The 18,263-nt window shown below is 37.1% G+C and carries 14 protein-coding genes and 1 pseudogene; 11 read left to right on the top strand and 4 right to left on the bottom strand.

Features of this window, described 5'->3' with window-relative positions; all coding sequences use genetic code 11:
* Positions 1 to 79: 79 nt before the first annotated feature.
* The 6 genes from EXE10_RS21530 to EXE10_RS15325 all read left to right on the top strand — a co-directional run bounded on the left by EXE10_RS21530 (position 80) and on the right by EXE10_RS15325 (position 6,635).
* Positions 80 to 253 (top strand): hypothetical protein, encoded by a 174-nt coding sequence (locus tag EXE10_RS21530; RefSeq protein WP_162994904.1) that lies wholly within the window; start codon positions 80 to 82, stop codon positions 251 to 253.
* A 233-nt stretch (positions 254 to 486) separates the two neighbouring features.
* A complete protein-coding gene (locus EXE10_RS15345) occupies positions 487 to 2,037 on the top strand; it encodes a hypothetical protein (RefSeq protein WP_130113952.1) in 1,551 nt (516 codons plus the stop codon).
* A 758-nt stretch (positions 2,038 to 2,795) separates the two neighbouring features.
* Positions 2,796 to 3,443 carry a YqiJ family protein gene (locus tag EXE10_RS15340; RefSeq protein WP_087554368.1) on the top strand — a complete coding sequence of 216 codons (648 nt, stop codon included), beginning with the start codon at positions 2,796 to 2,798 and terminating at the stop codon, positions 3,441 to 3,443.
* 66 nt (positions 3,444 to 3,509) lie between these two features.
* Entirely contained in the window at positions 3,510 to 5,216 is a 1,707-nt protein-coding gene (locus tag EXE10_RS15335; protein ID WP_130113951.1) for a flotillin family protein, read from the top strand.
* Positions 5,217 to 5,419: 203 nt separating this feature from the next.
* Positions 5,420 to 6,154: a sulfite exporter TauE/SafE family protein gene (locus tag EXE10_RS15330; RefSeq protein ID WP_130113950.1), complete on the top strand. Its 735-nt coding sequence runs from the start codon at positions 5,420 to 5,422 to the stop codon at positions 6,152 to 6,154.
* Between the two features lie 139 nt (positions 6,155 to 6,293).
* Positions 6,294 to 6,635 (top strand): hypothetical protein, encoded by a 342-nt coding sequence (locus tag EXE10_RS15325; RefSeq protein ID WP_130113949.1) that lies wholly within the window; start codon positions 6,294 to 6,296, stop codon positions 6,633 to 6,635.
* A gap of 60 nt (positions 6,636 to 6,695) precedes the next feature.
* Here EXE10_RS15325 and EXE10_RS15320 read toward each other — a convergent pair whose 3' ends face one another.
* The gene (locus EXE10_RS15320) at positions 6,696 to 7,244 is read right to left on the bottom strand and encodes a 1-acyl-sn-glycerol-3-phosphate acyltransferase (RefSeq protein ID WP_406565273.1); all 549 of its coding nucleotides are present in this window, start codon (positions 7,242 to 7,244) and stop codon (positions 6,696 to 6,698) included.
* A gap of 486 nt (positions 7,245 to 7,730) precedes the next feature.
* Here EXE10_RS15320 and EXE10_RS15315 point away from each other — a divergent pair, with 486 nt between their 5' ends.
* The gene (locus EXE10_RS15315; RefSeq protein WP_130113948.1) at positions 7,731 to 8,219 is read left to right on the top strand and encodes a copper resistance protein NlpE; all 489 of its coding nucleotides are present in this window, start codon (positions 7,731 to 7,733) and stop codon (positions 8,217 to 8,219) included.
* A gap of 439 nt (positions 8,220 to 8,658) precedes the next feature.
* Here EXE10_RS15315 and EXE10_RS15310 read toward each other — a convergent pair whose 3' ends face one another.
* Complete coding sequence (locus EXE10_RS15310) at positions 8,659 to 11,847, bottom strand: DNA translocase FtsK (RefSeq protein ID WP_130113947.1); 3,189 nt, start codon at positions 11,845 to 11,847, stop codon at positions 8,659 to 8,661.
* A 316-nt stretch (positions 11,848 to 12,163) separates the two neighbouring features.
* Between EXE10_RS15310 and trxB the strand changes: the two genes are divergently transcribed.
* The 4 genes and pseudogenes from trxB to EXE10_RS15290 all read left to right on the top strand — a co-directional run bounded on the left by trxB (position 12,164) and on the right by EXE10_RS15290 (position 16,461).
* Positions 12,164 to 13,117, top strand: a complete 954-nt coding sequence (gene trxB, locus EXE10_RS15305; protein WP_068973474.1) for a thioredoxin-disulfide reductase — start codon at positions 12,164 to 12,166, stop codon at positions 13,115 to 13,117.
* 149 nt (positions 13,118 to 13,266) lie between these two features.
* A pseudogene (locus tag EXE10_RS15300) lies at positions 13,267 to 14,823 on the top strand (class I SAM-dependent methyltransferase).
* A gap of 68 nt (positions 14,824 to 14,891) precedes the next feature.
* Positions 14,892 to 15,623 (top strand): leucyl/phenylalanyl-tRNA--protein transferase, encoded by a 732-nt coding sequence (gene aat, locus EXE10_RS15295; RefSeq protein ID WP_087554362.1) that lies wholly within the window; start codon positions 14,892 to 14,894, stop codon positions 15,621 to 15,623.
* A 22-nt stretch (positions 15,624 to 15,645) separates the two neighbouring features.
* A complete protein-coding gene (locus EXE10_RS15290; RefSeq protein WP_068973477.1) occupies positions 15,646 to 16,461 on the top strand; it encodes an arginyltransferase in 816 nt (271 codons plus the stop codon).
* A gap of 38 nt (positions 16,462 to 16,499) precedes the next feature.
* On the opposite strand, the gene rimI is transcribed toward EXE10_RS15290, so the two are convergent.
* Both rimI and EXE10_RS15280 read right to left on the bottom strand, forming a co-directional pair.
* Positions 16,500 to 16,958 (bottom strand): ribosomal protein S18-alanine N-acetyltransferase, encoded by a 459-nt coding sequence (gene rimI, locus EXE10_RS15285; RefSeq protein WP_130113946.1) that lies wholly within the window; start codon positions 16,956 to 16,958, stop codon positions 16,500 to 16,502.
* 126 nt (positions 16,959 to 17,084) lie between these two features.
* Positions 17,085 to 17,966, bottom strand: a complete 882-nt coding sequence (locus EXE10_RS15280; protein WP_068973479.1) for a metal-dependent hydrolase — start codon at positions 17,964 to 17,966, stop codon at positions 17,085 to 17,087.
* Positions 17,967 to 18,263: the final 297 nt, after the last annotated feature.

Here is an 18,263-nt window from a genome sequence, read left to right as displayed (position 1 = left end):
TACACAAAAGTACTTTTGAAATGGCTCAATAGGTCTTAAATTTTAAATGAAAATCTAACTCACCATAAAGGATCTAAAAATGAAAAAAATGATTTTATTTCTATGTTCCAGTCTGATGCTATCTTTAAGTGCATGTGCTGTACATACACGTGAGGGTAGCATCGTTGTAGATCCCAATGGGGTTTATAATGATCACAGACATGGCGATGGTCGTTTTTGTCCACCGGGTCAAGCTAAAAAAGGGAACTGCTAATCTAGAATAGTAAATTTTAAACAACCAATTCCTCATACTTAAAACCTTCGATAAGGAAGGTTTTTTCTTTATAAAATCATCAATATTTCCTTTGATATAACAAATTTATTTCCACATAGACTGTACGACTAATTACTCAGAAAATTGTTAGGAAATGCCACCCTTTAGCTAAACTCTGCATGGATAATGTATACATCTGTATATTAATGATGAAATAAAACGAGAGATTTTGCATGTCCAGTTCAAATGATGGTTTACAATTTCCAATTGATCCTGAAACTCATAAAGTAAGTAGTTCTCAAGTGGGTAAAGAAATTATTGCCGAAGCACTGTCGTTGGTCGATCACCAAAGTTCACAACACGCTTTGCAAGAAAAGAACTGGCGTAAACATTATCCAATTTATTTTAAGGCATTGGTCGAAAATGGTATCCGCTCAAGTAATAATTCGATCACCATTGCCAAACAAGGTTTACATAAAGCACAACACAGTTTTGACTTTTTTAGAGATGGGCAACGCTATTCTCTAAAAGATGTCATGACGGTTCCTGTCACAACGCAAATTCAAACGGTTACGCTGAAAGGTCGTTCTGAAGCAAAACCTGAATGGTCTGTTCCTTATCATGGCAAAAACCTACAAGGTCAAGCTTTACTGGATCAAATTCAAACTTGGTTAGATGCAGGAATCATTGAAGAAAGTCATGCTCTTGCTTTGCGTGAAGCAGTTGCACATCCAGAATGGTTTGATCTGTCTGACCGCACGATGGTGTTATTTGGTGCTGCCTCTGAAGCAGGGCCGCTCACTTGGTTATCTCAATGGAAAGCCAATATTGTTGCTGTGGATTTACCGAATGAACGAGTATGGGGGAAAATCTTAAATACTATACAAAAAGGCAATGCCACGCTTTATGCACCCAGCCTAGAAAAAATTGACGACACCCAAAATTTAGAAGAATTAAAAACCAAACTCGGTGCAAACTTACTGACTCAAATCCCCGAGATTACGCAATGGTTAAGTGAAAATCCACATAAATTAGACTTGGCTTCGATTGCTTACTTGGATGGTGAAAAACACGTCCGTGTTTCTATGGCAATGGACAGCATTATGAGCCATGTCAGTGAGCAGAAGCCTGATTCTTCACTGATGTACATGTGTACACCAACCGATGTTTATGCTGTGCCTCAAGAAGTCATTCAAGGTTCAACCGATAAGTTTTCACAACGCTCTAAACTTGAAATTATTTTAAGTAAAGGCATTTCTGCCCTATCGATGAAGCAGTTTTTTAAAGACAATGATCAAAACTTAATTGCTTCTGATAATGGAAAATCTTATGGGATCGCGGATTGTTTGGTCGTTGAGCAAGGTCCAAACTATGCTTTGGCAAAACGTATTCAACAATGGCGTGCAACTTTAGCCCGTCATCAAGGTCAACGTGTCAGCATCAATATTGCACCATCAACAACCACGCATTCGGTGACGAAGAATCCTTTACTTAAAGCAGCTTTTAACGGCGCAAGTTTGTTTGATGTTGAAGCTTTTAGCCCTGAAACCACCAATTCAATCATGGCAGCACTGTGGATTCATGATCTCAGAAACCCAAAATCTGTAGCAAATCCTGAAACTCAAATGGAACATCCTTTAGAACTGATGATGGAGGGCGCAAATCATGGTGGTTTATGGCGTGTGGCTTATCTTGCACGTACGGCACTGCCCTTTGCAGCCATTTATGGATTTGCAACGGATAAATTACCGTTGAAAAAAGTGATTGGTAAATTAAAGAAGTAAAAATTCGTTTTCAATAAAAATGCCCTCTGAAATTTTTCATTGGGCAAAAATAATTCATATATACAATGGCGGAATTAAATCAATTAATGATTGAATTGATAGAGATTTACAATTGTTATAGATCACATTTGAGTTCGGAGATGTTAACTCCAAATCAAATGTATGAGAAAACAAAACCGAGCTAATTGCTTAACTCGGTTTTAAATGAAAATACTATCAATCTATTTCAGGACGAGACAGAAAATAACTCTCCCCAAAAAGCTATTTAACGCGCGATTTATTGATGATGTTCACATTTTAATCACGTTTACGAGATTTAACACTTGTTTACGTGAATACCAATGAATTTACAGTAAGGAACATCTACTATCTACTTAAGTTATGAACCATCCCCAAAGTTCATAACATTTCTCCTTAACCGAACTGTGAAAGCAGATTCGTTGTTCTACGCAGTGATCACCCCAATCATTGCGTATTTTTTTGTCTTCAGTTCCTTCTGTAAACTCTGTTATTTATAAATAATCGCTGTACAGAATGCAAGCGCTACTTTTTAAACAACATCTTAATGATTAAAAACCATTAAAACCATAAAGTATTGATTTTGATTAAATTCATGAAATATTTAGTTGCATTTTCAAGACAAAACCGATAATCTTTTCTTATTAATTGAATTAATTGATGATAAATTCATTATTTAAGTATTCTTAAGAAAATTATTTATAAAAATTTGCACCGATCACCTGCTGAGCAAAACAATTATGTGGGAACTTTTTACGCATTCATCCAACTTATTTTTTAGTGTAAGCCTATGCTTAATGTTGCTATTGGGGATCGTTGAATGTTTACTCCTCATTATTGGTTCAACGTCTCAAGGTTTCTTAGATCAATTTATCCCCGACCAGCTACTAGAAACACATCCACCAGATGTCGAACTCAATGCTGATCATGGCGTCTTTGTACAATTTTTAGATTGGCTCTATCTTGGGCGTGTTCCAGTTTTAGTTTGGTTGATTATTTTTCTGACCACTTATGCCCTGTTTGGATTTATTGTTCAGGCGATTTTTTATAATTTTACTCAAACCTATTTTCCACTTTGGATCATTGCTCCTGCATGCTTTATTTTATGCATGCCGATCGTGCGAATCTGTGCTGCAATTATTGCCAAAATCATCCCACAAGATGAAACAACAGCTATTCATAGTGATGAATTGATTGGACGTACTGCATTGGTCATTTTAGGTGAAGCTAAACAACATTATCCTGCTCAAGCTAAAGTCATCGATCAATTCGGGCAAACACATTACATTCTTGTTGAACCAGAATCAGATGAAACATTTCAACAAGGTCAAAATGTCATTTTGACACAAAGAACAAAAAATGGTTTTCAAGCAACAAACTTCAATTAATTGATTGAACTGTAAATAGAACTAATTCAAATTTTAAACTTTTAAAATAAATGGAGGGTGAATAAAATGTTGAATTCTAATTTATATCAAATACTTATTTTAGCTGGAATTGTACTGGTGGCATTGATTGTCATCGGTGTCATTGTTGCACGCTTATACAAACGTTCGAGTAAAGAAGTTTCTTTTGTCCGCACAGGTTTTGGTGGAGAAAAAGTGATTCTCAACGGTGGCGCAATTGTCCTTCCAGTTTTACATGAAGTGATTCCTGTAAATATGAATACGCTTCGTTTAGAAGTTAAACGTACTGCAGATCAAGCGCTTATTACCAAAGATCGTATGCGTGTTGATGTTGCTGCTGAGTTTTATGTTCGTGTAAAGCCAACCGCAGAGTCTATTGCCACTGCAGCTCAAACACTCGGACAAAAAACCATGCAACCGAATGAGTTAAAGTCACTGGTTGAAGGTAAATTCGTAGATTCATTACGTTCTGTTGCAGCAGAGATGGCAATGGAAGAACTACATGAAAAGCGTGTGGATTTTGTGCAAAAAGTTCAACAAGCCGTATCAGAAGAATTATTCAAAAACGGGCTTGAACTTGAAACAGTATCTTTAACTGGTTTGGATCAAACTGATTTTAAATTCTTTAATCCACAAAATATTTTCGATGCTGAAGGTCTAACCAAACTGACTGAAACCATTGAAGACCGTCGTAAAAAGCGTAATGGTCTTGAACAAGATGCTGATCTTGCGATTAAAACCAAAAACCTTGAAACTGAACAAGCACGTCTTAAAATTACACGTGAAGAAGAATATTCAAAGATGGAACAAATCCGTGAATTGTCTATTCGTCGTGCAGAACAACAAGCTGAAATCGCAACGCAAGAATCTGAAAGACAACGTGAAGCGGGTGAAGCAAAAATTGTGGCTGATCGCCAAGTTCAGTTAAAGAAAATTGCAGCTGATCGTGATATTGAAAATGAAAATATTCTCAAAGCACAAGCAATTCAAAAAGCGCAAGTTGAACAAAAGAAAACCATTGAACTCGCTGAGCAAGACCGTGCGATTGCGATTGCAGAAAAGTCTCGCGCAGAATCTGAAGCTAAAGCTTTAGCGGATCAAGCACGTGCCCAAGCCGTAAAAGCAGAAGAAGAAGTAACAACTGTCCGTGAAACTCAGCGTGCAGAGCGTTTAAAAGCCGTTGAACTGGTTGCTGCCAAACAGGTTGCTGAAACGGATGCGATTGCCATTACCGTAGCTGCTGAAGCTTCAAAACAAGCAGCTGTCGATGATGCTGAAGCAGTACGTATTGCTGCTCAAGCGGAAGCTGAGAAAGTGCGCTTAAAAGCAAAAGGTGAAGCAGATGCAAAAATCTTGCTCGCGGAAGCACAAGAGAAACAATACAAAGTTGACTCTGAAGGTACACGTGCAGTCAATGAAGCAAACAACGTGCTTTCTTCTGAACAGGTTGAAATGCAAATTCGTTTGGCATTGTTAAAATACTTACCTGAGATCATTCGTGAAAGCGTTAAACCAATGGAAAACATTGATGATATTAAGATTTTACAAGTCAATGGTTTAGGTGGTATTACAGGTTCAACAGCTACAGCTGAATCAGGTGAGCAAGGTCAAGTTGCCTTATCTGATCAAGTGGTCAATAGTGCGCTACGTTATCGTTCTCAAGCACCTTTAATTGATAGCTTAATGAATGAGTTAGGGATCAAAGGTGGTGACATCAATGGTTTAACTCAGCCTCTTAAACCAAGTAATGACTAAATATCAAATCATATATCCAATCACGAAATAAAATTTCAAGCCTCTGTAAATCAGGGGCTTTTTAAATAAATCCAATCTCATTTAAAAAAATGAAATTTAATAAGTAATACATTATAAAATAGTGCTTCAGCTTATTTTAAATCATATTTTACGAAACAGTTTTTTATGCCAATCTTCTTCCACTCAATCAACCTGTGAATGCAATGACTTGGATTATATTTATTCTCGGTGCAATGATCGCAGGCTTCGTTCAAGGTCTAACAGGCTTTGCCTTTGCATTGATTGCGATGTCTTTCTGGATTTGGGTACTTCCCCCTCAACTTGCCGCACCTTTGGTCGTATTTGCTTCATTGTGGAGCCATATCATTTCACTGAGCAAGGAACAAAAACTACAACTTCCCTTTTCTCTTGCGCTTCCATATATCATTGCTGGATTGATTGGTGTTCCACTCGGTACCTATCTGCTTAATTTGATCAATGGGCATACGTTTAAAATTATCCTCGGGCTTTTCCTTGTCATTTGGTGCCCTATTATGTTCTTTGCACCTGAATTTCCGCGTATTCAAAAACTTGGGAAAGTCGCGGACAGTGGAATTGGATTTATAGGCGGGATTCTTGGTGGATTAGGTGGTTTTTGTGGTGCAGCACCTTCGGCTTGGCTCATGCTCAAAAATTTACCCAAAGCGCAACAACGTTATATATTAAGGCATTTCAATTTCGCGATTCAGCTTTTCACAATTTTGATTTATCTTTGGCATGGCAATATTGAGAAAACACATTTGCCCTACTTCGGACTCATTATTCTTACAGTCAGTGTCCCTGCTCTGATTGGTGCCCAACTATTTTATAAAATTTCAGAAAAGCAATTTAAATATCTAGTGCTCAGTTTACTTTTCGCATCAGGTTGTTTTTTATTATTCACATCTTTACTGCAATAGACTTGATAAAAATGTTCATTTTGAATGTCTATTTATTCATCATTTAAATCGAAAAAAGAACTATCTCAGTAGATATACTCTATTTTTCATGCGTAATTAATCCTACAATTTCATTACTCATTTTTACTTTATCTATGTGATGAAAACCTCATTTTTGTTAAGCATCATTATTGTCTTAACAGGATGTTCCCTTGGCACATCTCGTGAAATTAAAACAGCCGAAAAACTCCTCAATCAATTTCAATGTAATAATATTGAAACCAATGAGTTAGCCCATAGCGCGATCAATATTTACCATGAGCATGCTCTTTCTACTAGTAAGCAGAAAGCGGTTCAATATGTTGAAAGTTATAAATTGGGACAAGCATTATTTAAAATCCCATTAGATGAAGTTATCCAACAACAATATGAAATTTATACAACAGCATGTGAGTCTTTAGGTGGCGTACAAAGCCTGACTGTTAAAACGAATGAACCATAAAAAGCCCTTTCGAGATGAATGAAAAGGCTTTGCTTAAAATTATGCTAGTTTGACTGCCGATTATGAATGAGTAAAACGAGTATCCACGCTGAAAAGCTCAGGATATTTCGGATTAATTTGTCCATAAAATTCCATAATTTCAGCCATATCTTTTTGATAATCGCCTGTAGGATAGATAATTTTCCCGATACCTGTTTTTTTCTTTTCATAGTCCATATAAGCGAGTGCGATTGGCACGCCCGCATTGATCGCAACATGATAAAAACCCGTTTTCCACTTTTCTTGTTTTGAACGTGTACCTTCTGGAGTCACTAACATCACCAATTTTGGATGTGTCTTAAATAAGTCCGTCATCAACTGCACCATGCTTGGGCGTTCTTCACCTTCCGCTTTAGGACGACGGTCAATTCCAATCCCACCCATCGCACGGACAAAGGGTCCAAATGGAAACTTCATATAACTATCTTTAATGGTAATACGAACATTCACACCCAAGGCTTTTAGTGCCAATCGGGCATAGAGTGCATCCCAATTGCTGGTGTGTGGTGCTGCAATCATGACACATTGGTCAATATTTAAATCCCAATGGTTGTCGATTTGCCACCCCATTAACTCCAAACTTTGTTCAGCGAATTTCTCGAACACCTAGCACACCAGTCTATTAAAATTTGCGTGGATTGTAGCAATCCTAAGCATAGATAAAAACGCAAATTGGATAAATAACAACCAATTAATATATAAATGTATAAATTATTATTTGACTCAAATTTGTCGTTATCTTTCGAGTATTTAATAAACTTTGTGATTAAATCGCATATATTAATTATCTAAAGCATTAATATACGCAATCCATAACATTTCACGACTGAGATTATCATTTTATTGCAAGTATTCACTTAAAAATAGAATGAACAATACTCAAAGCATATTCTACAATCGTTGCAAAATTCAAAATCCCATCACATTTGAAACCTTTTTCATTACATGAATTGTCTATTTATTGCATTGAAAAAAATATATGCTGAACTGCAAATGAATGAATCAAGTTAATCCAAATCTTCATCAACCAATGAAAACCAATTTATGGGTATTATCATGAAAAAAATTCTTTTGATTGTTCCAGTTTTCGGTTTGATATTAACAGCATGTTCCAAACCTACACATAATGCGTCACAAGACATCCAAGCAACGCCCCAGACTCAAATTGCCCAATCACATGACGCTGCAACGCCAACAATAGACTCAGAACATAACGCTCAAAATAGTTTGGACTGGGCTGGTGAATACACAGGTTTATTGCCCTGTGCAGATTGTTCTGGGATTAAAACCACATTGACACTTAAACCTGACCATCGTTATGAACTTAGTGAAGAATATGAGGGCAAAGGCGATGGTCAACAATTTAAGAGCCAAGGCACTTTTAGTTTTGATTCGTCAGGTCTACTCATCACTTTAGATAAAAATGCAGAGGGTCGAAAATACTTTGTCGGTGAAAATTTCCTAGAGTCACGTGATATTGAAACTGGTGAAAAAATTGAAAGCCCAATTGCGGAACACTATAAGTTAACGAAGAAATTACAGTAATTTATGAGCCAATAAAAAAACCTGCATCATGCAGGTTTTTTTATGTCGAGGGGTTGAAAGTATGACGATGACTGAATTTAATTAACCTGAGTTCGATGTGCCTTTTCACCAACATTCGATACGCGGAATCGTCCTTCGCAGTTGTTTGAGGCAGGACTAAATCTACAGGTTAATGTTTTTGCGATTATTTTGATAAATTTCGGTATTTGACGAGTTCTGCGAAGGACAATGGCTTTGGTTACTTTTGCCTTATCAAAAGTAACTCCAACCGAAGGTTAATCTTTATATTTGAACAAAACCGATAAGACTCCGTCACAATGAACATCACAACTTGCCTTATTCTATTTAATTTATAAAATAACTTATCGAACTCACGCTAATTAATATAAAAATGCCTCATTAAAGAGGCATTTAAAATAATTAAAACAACTACGACAACTTAAACAAGAATATCTCGCTTACCATTTGCCCCTTGTTCGCTCACAATGCCCTGTTCTTGCATCTGATCAACAATACGTGCAGCACGGTTATAACCTAAGCTAAATTTACGCTGTAAAGAAGAAACAGAGACTTTACGAGTTTCGAGTACAAAAGAAACACATTGATCATAAAGTGCATCACGATTTGGATCACCATCCCCATCTTCAAAGCCACGACTTGTCGGTTCTTCATCATAAGGCGTCAAAATCTCATCGACATAGTCTGGATCACCACGCTCACGCCATGCATCACAAATACGGTTAACTTCATCATCTGAAATAAATGCGCCATGCACACGCTCTGGATCAATTTTACCAGGTCCGAGGAATAACATATCACCATGACCCAATAGATCTTCTGCACCGCCCCCATCGAGAATAGTACGTGAGTCAATTTTACTGTTTACACGTAATGCCACACGTGTTGGAATATTGGCTTTGATTAGACCTGTAATAACATCGACTGATGGACGTTGTGTTGCAAGTAATAAATGAATCCCTGCCGCACGAGACTTTTGTGCCAAACGGGTAATCATTTCTTCTGCTTTTTTACCGACTTGCATGATCATATCTGCAAATTCATCGGCAACAATCACAATAGAAGGTAAAGGCTGTAAACGTGGTGCACGTTCTTGGGTTGCTGAATCACCAGGCTTCCACGTCGGATCAATCAGATCTTCACCATTGGCAATGGCTTCTTCAACTTTGCGGTTATAGTCTGCTAATTTACGAATTTTTAAGAAAGACATCAGTTTATAACGACGTTCCATTTCATTAACACACCAGTTTAAAGCACTGACCGCATCTTTCATGTCAGTCACCACTGGAGTTAATAAGTGAGGAATATCATTATAGTTCGCCAATTCTAATTGCTTTGGATCGATCAGAATCAAACGCAATTGCTCAGGAGTATATTTGAGTAACATCGATAAAATCATTGAGTTTACAGCAACCGATTTACCTGAACCTGTTGTACCGGCAACCAACATATGTGGCGTTTTACCCATTTCAGTAATCACAGGATTACCTGAAATATCTTTACCCATTGCCATCGACAGTAAAGCATTAGGATCTTTAAACGCTGGTGTTTCCAAAAGTTCAATCAAACGTACCATTTCACGGCTACTGTTTGGAACTTCAATCCCAATGTATGGTTTTCCTGGAATAACCTCAACTACACGTACAGAAGCCATCGACATAGAACGTGCTAAGTCACGTGAAATATTGGTCACTTTCGACGCTTTAACACCTGGCGCTAAATCCAACTCAAAACGAGTCACGACTGGACCAGGCTGTGCTTCAATCACTTTGGCTTTGACATTAAATTCTTGTAGCTTAATTTCCAAAAGCTCAGATAATCGTGAGAGTTGTTCTGCTGTGAAATTTACCTTTTTATTTGGGTCAACTTTATCCAGTAATTCAAAACCTGGCAGTGTTGGTAAATCACGACGTTTATTTGCCACTTGCATTGCACGTGACATTGGACGACCGAAAGCATCAGTTAATGGCGCATCTAGATCAAAATCATCTTCCAAATCACTGTCAATGAGTAAATCTTCATCTTGAGGCTTACCCGCTGTTTCTTGCCAAGCATCTCTAAAAGCATCTTTATCTGATGAAATTAAAGATTTTTCTTCTTCACTCACTAAAGAAGAACCATGTAAATTGGTTTGAATATTGGCACGTGTAAATGGTGTTGATTGTGCATAGCTATTGGTTGTGCGTGCTTCTACAGTCGGTGTTATCGAATCATGTGAATGTTGAAGTTGAGACTCATCATGATTTTTAAATTCAACATCTTTAAACTCAGCTGTTTTAAAGTCATTCTCGCCGAAGTTTTGCTTTTCAAAATCATTTCCATGAAATTCAGCATTGGATAATGATGCCAATTCATCTAATTCATTTGCCAAACTCTGCGTTACAACTCCAGTCGTAATCGCTGAAGTTGAACCATGAACGACTGCATTTTGTGCGACATGATGAATAGAGCTAGACTGTGCGACATCGGCATTAAATGGTGCATGAACATCTGTTGCAGTTTGTCCATTCGGAACAACAGATAACAACTCATCAAAGACTTGATCATCATCCCAGTCTAAAGCTGATTTTTCCTGAGTTTGCTGATTTAAACCATGTTGATGCGTATGTAATAAACCATCTTTATTTTGAGCAGTATGATCTTCTGAAGCACGTAATAATGCATCAATATCACGATTATGGTCTTGTTCTGGATTGAGTGCTTTCCATACTTCACCAGAAGCCACTGTACGTTGACTGTCTTGTTCTAAGCGATGCGCTTTTTCTAAAGTACGTTCAAGCTCTACATCATCAATATCATCGGGGTCATATTGAGCGTTTTGCTCTTTTGCAACCATATCATCAAACAAACGCTCTGCTGTTTGTGAATGCTTATCATTTTTTACAACCAAATGTTCTTTAACGATCTCCGGCTCATCTACTTCTGTAAATTCAGCTTGAGGTGTCACCTGCTCTGCTTGAGCTTTATGTTTTGAATCTAACTTTTTACTTGGTGTCTTTGTCGGTGCAGTCAAATCATAGGCTGATTCGCTTTCAGGAACATTTTTATAGAATAAATCTTGTAAATAAGCAGGCGTTGCTTTCAATGTCGCCCACGTTTTATTCCACTGGATACCAAATGCTAAAGTAAAGAGTACGATTAATAGGAGTAAGGTAAATGCAACTGCACCATAGATGGTAATAAGTTGAGAGAGGCTTTCACCCAATTCATAACCAATAATACCACCTGACGCATTGGTCAAAGTATCTGCAGGTACATTCCAAATTAAATAGAATAAACATGCTGTTGCCAACAAGATAAAAAATTGCGCTGCATAGCGAAACGGACGGCTAACAAAACTTCTTGGCCACCATACTTGTACAGCTTCAATAAAGAGGAATACAGGGATCAGTAAACTCGCCCAGCCTAAAAAACCAAACAATAAATCTGCAATCCAAGCGCCTGCAACACCGCTAGCATTTGAAACCTGCTGCGTATCACTCGAAATATGCATCCACCCTGGATCAAATGGCGTATAAGTCACTGTTGCTAGAAACAGATATATCCCAAATGAAATCAAGAATATTGTTGTTAAAAAGCGCTGTGCATAAACGTTTGACACCGCAGTCATATACTATCCTGTAACCAATTATTCAAATTACTCTTTTTTCGAAGCATTTAAACTTTCTTAAGAGTAGAAATCTTTATATTATGCACCTGTTCGTTAAAAAAAGATGCACCATTATTTACGTGTGTTGTAAGCATTGTAGAGAATTTGATGATTTATTTTCATCAAAGTTGTTAATTTTATTCTACACTATTTCTATATAGCGCATTTCGATTTAGATGATCAATATTATCCACATTCAAGCCACACAACTTTGATCAAGTTTCACGTATAATCCGTACAAATTCAATTTCTATATTCTCTATAAAAAGGATGACTCATGAGCGCTCGTCACTCTCGGTTAATTATCTTAGGTTCTGGTCCTGCGGGTTATAGTGCAGCTGTATATGCTGCTCGTGCTAACTTAAAGCCTACTCTGATTGCAGGTATGCAATTGGGTGGTCAGCTTACGACAACGACTGATGTCGAAAACTGGCCTGGTGATGCTGAAGGCTTAACAGGTCCTGCATTGATGGAGCGTATGCAAGCGCATGCTGAACGTTTCGGTACAGAAATGCTGTATGATCACATCAATGAAGTTGATTTGAATGTTCGTCCATTTGTACTGAAAGGTGACATGGATGAATATACTTGTGATGCTTTGATTATTGCGACGGGTGCAACTGCACAATACCTTGGTTTAGAGTCAGAAGCTGCGTATATGGGTCAAGGGGTCAGCGCATGTGCAACTTGTGATGGTTTCTTCTATAAAAACCAAAAAGTCATGGTTGTTGGTGGTGGTAACACAGCTGTTGAAGAAGCACTCTATCTTTCAAATATTGCATCTCATGTCACGCTTGTTCACCGTCGTGACAAATTACGTTCTGAAAAAATCCTTCAAGATCATATCAATGAAAAAGTCAAAGAAGGTAAAATTTCAATCGTTTGGAATCACCAAGTTGAAGAAGTACTGGGCGATAGCAACTCAGGTGTAACCTCTGTTCGTTTAAAATCAACTCAAGATGACTCAACTCAAGACGTTGAAGTTTCAGGAATGTTCGTAGCGATTGGTCACAAACCAAATACTGCAATGTTCGAAGGTCAGTTAGAACTTCGTAACGGTTATATCCAAGTGCGTAGTGGTACTGCGGGTAATGCAACAGCAACTTCGGTTGCCGGTGTATTTGCTGCGGGTGACGTCGCTGATGATGTTTATCGTCAAGCAATTACTTCAGCAGGTTCAGGCTGTATGGCTGCACTTGATGCTGATCGTTACTTAGATGGTTTAGAATAATTTTAAAGTATTTTTTGTAAAAAAATGAACCGCCTATATGGCGGTTTTTTTATTTATCCCTTATAACTTTCATCAATGAAGGTTTTATTATTCATACATTTAGACATTAGAAAAATATTACTTCTAATAAACTTGATAAAGGATGATCAATGACAACTGCTTGGACAGATGGCTATCAAACTGAAGTAAATTACACCTACGGTTATTACAAAGATTTAAGCCCAAATTATCAAAAATTTTGTTTACTTTTAAATGGTGTTGATTGTACAAGTTCAAACCAAGAGCATCATCATTGTGAACTTGGCTTTGGACAAGGTGTCAGCTTAAATATCCATGCTGTATCCAATATGGCTACCACTTTCTATGGCACAGATTTCAATCCTGCACATGCAGGTCATGCCAATAATTTAGCCGATCAATGTCACGTTCCTCATCATTTTTACGATGCGAGTTTTGAAGAGCTATTAGATAAAGACTTACCAATGTTTGACTCGATTAGTCTTCATGGTATTTGGAGTTGGATTAGTTATGAAAATCAACATATTATTTTAAAATTTATTCGTAAATTTTTAAAACCAAATGGAATTGTTTATATCAGTTATAACTGCGTCACAGGTTGGGCTGCCAATATGCCAATTCGTGAGCTATTCCATAGCCATTTTAAATTTAATAGTACCAGTACCAACCCACTACAGAAAGTAAAAGACTCATTGGATTTTAGTGAAGCCTTGTTGCAACAGAACCCCAATTTCGCAAAACGTAATCCAAATGCGCTACAAAAAGTTCAAGATCTAAAAAAACAGAATCCCAACTACTTAATTCATGAATATCTCAATCAAGATTGGCAATGTTTTTCATTTCAACAAGTTGTCCGCATAATGGAGGAGATAAAGTTAACATATGCAGGTTCTACAGATTTAAATACTCATTTAAATAATATTAACTTTACAGATGAACATCAGAATTTTTTAAATAAAATAGAACACCCTATTTTTAAAGAATAATGCCGTGATTATTTTGCCAATACCCAATTTAGAAAAGATTTATTTATTCGTGGTAAAAATAACTTAACACCATTGCAGACCAAACAACGCCTAAGAAATACAGGATTCATACTATTGACCGCTCCTGAAAAACTACCTAAAACCATACAAGGCTACTTAGGTGAGTTTAACTTACGTCAAGATATCTATGGGGCTATTGGCACCTATTTTAAAAAGCAACATTACAAGCCACAGACGATTGCAGAACTAGAACAAGCCATTCCTGAATTGAATTATGCCCAAATTTTAAATGCTCTTACGATTCTCTGTCATTTAAATCTCGTGCAACCCTGCTTAGGGACTGAACCTTCAGCTGATGTACTACGCTACTCACATGAACTCAATCAATATTTACTTGAGCAGGCGAGTTATCATCAAAACTATCAAGTCTTGGCTTCACCGATTACCGGAATTGGGATCCTCGCTGATCAATTCTCTCAATTATATTATCGTGCCTATTTTAAAGAAGGTCTGAAAACGGCTAAACAATTGGCTGAATATATTCAAAATGTACTGACTGAGCTTGGATGGCTAGTTCTCGATAAAGATGGTCAGAGTGTTTCTGATCGTGATCAAAGCCTAAAAATTTTGAAAGAAAAAGCACAAGATTTTATTGATAGTGATAAATTTGAAATTGCTAAACAATTGAAACTTTTTGCATAACATCTCATTTAACACTTTTGAACAAGATCAGCTAAGATAAAGCTGATCTTTTTAGTTGATGAATCCAAGTGAAACAACTTCCACCTTCACAATTTATTTTTCCCAACCCTATTGAGTCTGATCCAGAAGGACAAGGATTTATTTGTATCGGTGCAGACCTCACCCCTTCTACCCTCTATGAAGCTTATACACATGGGCTGTTTCCATGGTTTTCGGAAGATGAGCCGATTTGCTGGTGGAGCCCTGAGCCACGCTGTATTATTGTTCCAAATGATTACCATCCGAGTAAATCATTAATTCGTAATATGAAAAAATTTGATTATAAAATTACGATTAACCAAGCTTTTGAACAAGTCATTCGTTCATGCTCTCTACCTCGTAGCTATGCAGATGAAACATGGATTTCAGAAGACATTATCCAAGGTTACTGTCAAATGTTTGAAGCAGGTTATGGTTATAGTGTAGAAGTTTGGGATCAAGAACAAATCGTAGGTGGATTATACGGTGTCACTATTGGTCATGGTTGCTTTGGTGAGTCGATGTTCAGCACCCAAACTGATGTTTCCAAAATGGCTTTTTATACACTCATGTTGATTGGACGTGAAAATCACTTACCGTGGATCGACTGCCAACTTGAAAATGATCACTTAATCAGCTTAGGGGCTTGCACACTTTCTCGCCAAGCGTATATTAAATCGTTACAAGATGTAATAAAACAGCCTGCTATAGATTGGAAAAGTTATCAAGAGCGTGTATTTTCAAGTAAAACAATAGCGAACTTATCGCGCTTAACGGAATGACAATAATGGAGGGACATGATTTATGAATTCTTATCATCCTAAGTCCCTGTTAAATGACTTACAGTACTATATTACTCCACCACATGATTGCAGCTACTTAGAAAATAAATCTGCACGTATGGTATTTCTAGACCCTGTCCATCGTATCGATGTGGTGACACTATCTGAGCTTTCACGTGTTGGATTTAGACGCAGTGGGGATTTTGTTTACCGTCCAGAATGCCACCTTTGCCGTCAATGCTTATCTTGCCGCGTGCCTGTTTCAGAATTTAAAATGAACAGTTCACAGAAAAAAGCATGGAAGCGTAATCAAGATTTAACCGTAAAAATCATTCCGACTCAGCAAGCCACGCAAGTTCATTACCAACTCTATGAACGCTATATTATTGAAAGACATGCAGATGGCGACATGTTCCCACCAAGCTATGATCAATTCGAAAAGTTTTTGATTCATAGTTGTACTGATAGTTTTTTCCTAGAGCTTTGGAAAGATGATCGCTTAATCAGCGTTTCAACCTGTGACCAATTGGATGATGGTGTTTCCGCGGTTTACACTTTTTTTGATCCCGATGAAAGCAAACGCTCTTTAGGTGTTTTCGCGATTCTCAAACAAATTGAATATGTAAACTCGCTCAATTTAGATTATGTTTACTTAGGCTATTGGGTTCCACATGCCGGTAAAATGAATTACAAATCCCAATATGCACCTTTTGAATTATTATTGGATGGTCAATGGCGACGGATCAACCGTCACTTAGAAGCCAAAGAAATTAAAGAATTGGGTGATATGCTCATGACCACATTACCCTCAGAATGGAACGAGCCGATTATCAAATAATCGGCTTTATTTTTTATCAAATTACTATCTACCGATATTTATTTGAATAATTTAGAAAAATCATCACTACATGCTTTAACCATAATAATGGCATGTTCACGACTACCATCTTTATTTGGATAATAATTCTTTCTTAAATCAATTTGATGAAAATCTGACTTTTCATATAAAGCAATAGCTGCCTGATTGGATTCACGGACTTCGAGAAAAATCTGTACTGGATTATTTTTAAGTAAGGCAATTGATTCATCTAAAAGTTGATAACCTAGTCCTTTGCCCTGCTGACTTGGGTGAATCGCCATCAGTAATAAATTGGCTTCGTCCAAAACAGGTTGTAGGATACAAAAACCCACCACTTGATTATTTTGCTCAATCACAGTACTCAAATAACCAGCAATTGATTCTTCAAATTGTTTTTGAGTCCACGGATGACTTTGTACTAGATTTTCAATTTCAGATACAATTTTCAAGTCTGAAGCTTGCATTAAACGAATCATCTTCGTCCATCAACTCAATATAAAAAGTGAATTATAAGAAAAAAATTCAATATGTCGAATAAAAAAGAGCAACCATTGTTGCCCTTTCATATAAATACTCAAATTGAGAAATTATAAGCTGAATATTTATAAACCAAGTTTTGCTTTCCAAGTTTCAAGTAGACTTACTGTGTCCAAATCATTCGGATGAAAGTTCGGTCGGAAATAAGCCAGCATTTCTTTAGTCATACCCGCAATAATGCCTTTCGAAGGACTATAGGCATATTTATAAATTGTACCCAATTCTTTTAAATTTAATTTACCATCTTCTTTGAGTAAGCGAACCACAAAAGAGGATTGCGCCATAAAGATCAACACCATCGCAATAACGAGAGCTGTGGTACGTAGACCATAGGCTTTAATGCCTTTACCAAATACAGCCTCATAAACATCATAAGCCACGGCTTTATGTTCATTCTCTTCAACTGCATGCCAGTACCACATATAAGACATGGTTGGATCAGTCATTAATTTTTGAATGTGTTCATTGACTAATAATTGCGATGCAATCGTCGCTGTAAAATGCTCTAAAGCCGTTGTGGCAGTCAAATCAACCATTTCCTGAGTCATACCAAAAGGTTTCACCGCACGTGCAAACCATTTACGTGCACCTTGAATCAAACGCCCAGTTTCACGCTCATATTTATCAACATCATGACCAAAACGTTTTGCTGATGCATTAAAGTTTTCATGCTCTTTGGTATGCATGGCTTCTTGACCAATAAAAGCACTGATTTCTTTTTGTAGCGCCTCATTGTCTTTAATTGCAGGGTGATAACGTACCGCACGTACCGAATCAATAAATAGCTTCTCACCATCTGGGAATAAAGCAGACAATGCTGTCATAAAATGTGTGATACCCGCAGATTCACTTGCCCAATATTCAGGTACATTGTCGAAATTAAAATCCATACGACGTACTGGAAATGAAGCACCTGCACGGTTTGAAATATTGACTTTTGCATTCATTGCGATAACTCCTATTAAGTGAATAAGCACTTTTTTTTTATGTTTGTTTTTCTCTATTCTTATATTACAAGTTTATGAATGCTCGATAATTGCAGATGAGGTCATGCAAATATCACTTAAGGACACGTTTGTACTATATTGTCTGACAATCATGATGAATAAATTTTAGAGAAGACTACAGAACAAAATTCAGTCATAAAAAAAGCGTCCCAAAGGGACGCTTTTTTCACACAATCAGATGATTATGCAGTTACTTTAGCAACTACACCAGCACCAACTGTACGACCACCTTCACGA

This window comes from Acinetobacter sp. WCHAc060033 (assembly GCF_004209125.1).
Lineage (GTDB): Bacteria > Pseudomonadota > Gammaproteobacteria > Pseudomonadales > Moraxellaceae > Acinetobacter > Acinetobacter wuhouensis.
The sequence above is the reverse complement of the archived record's forward strand: the minus strand, read 5'-3'. Positions and strand labels throughout refer to the sequence as shown.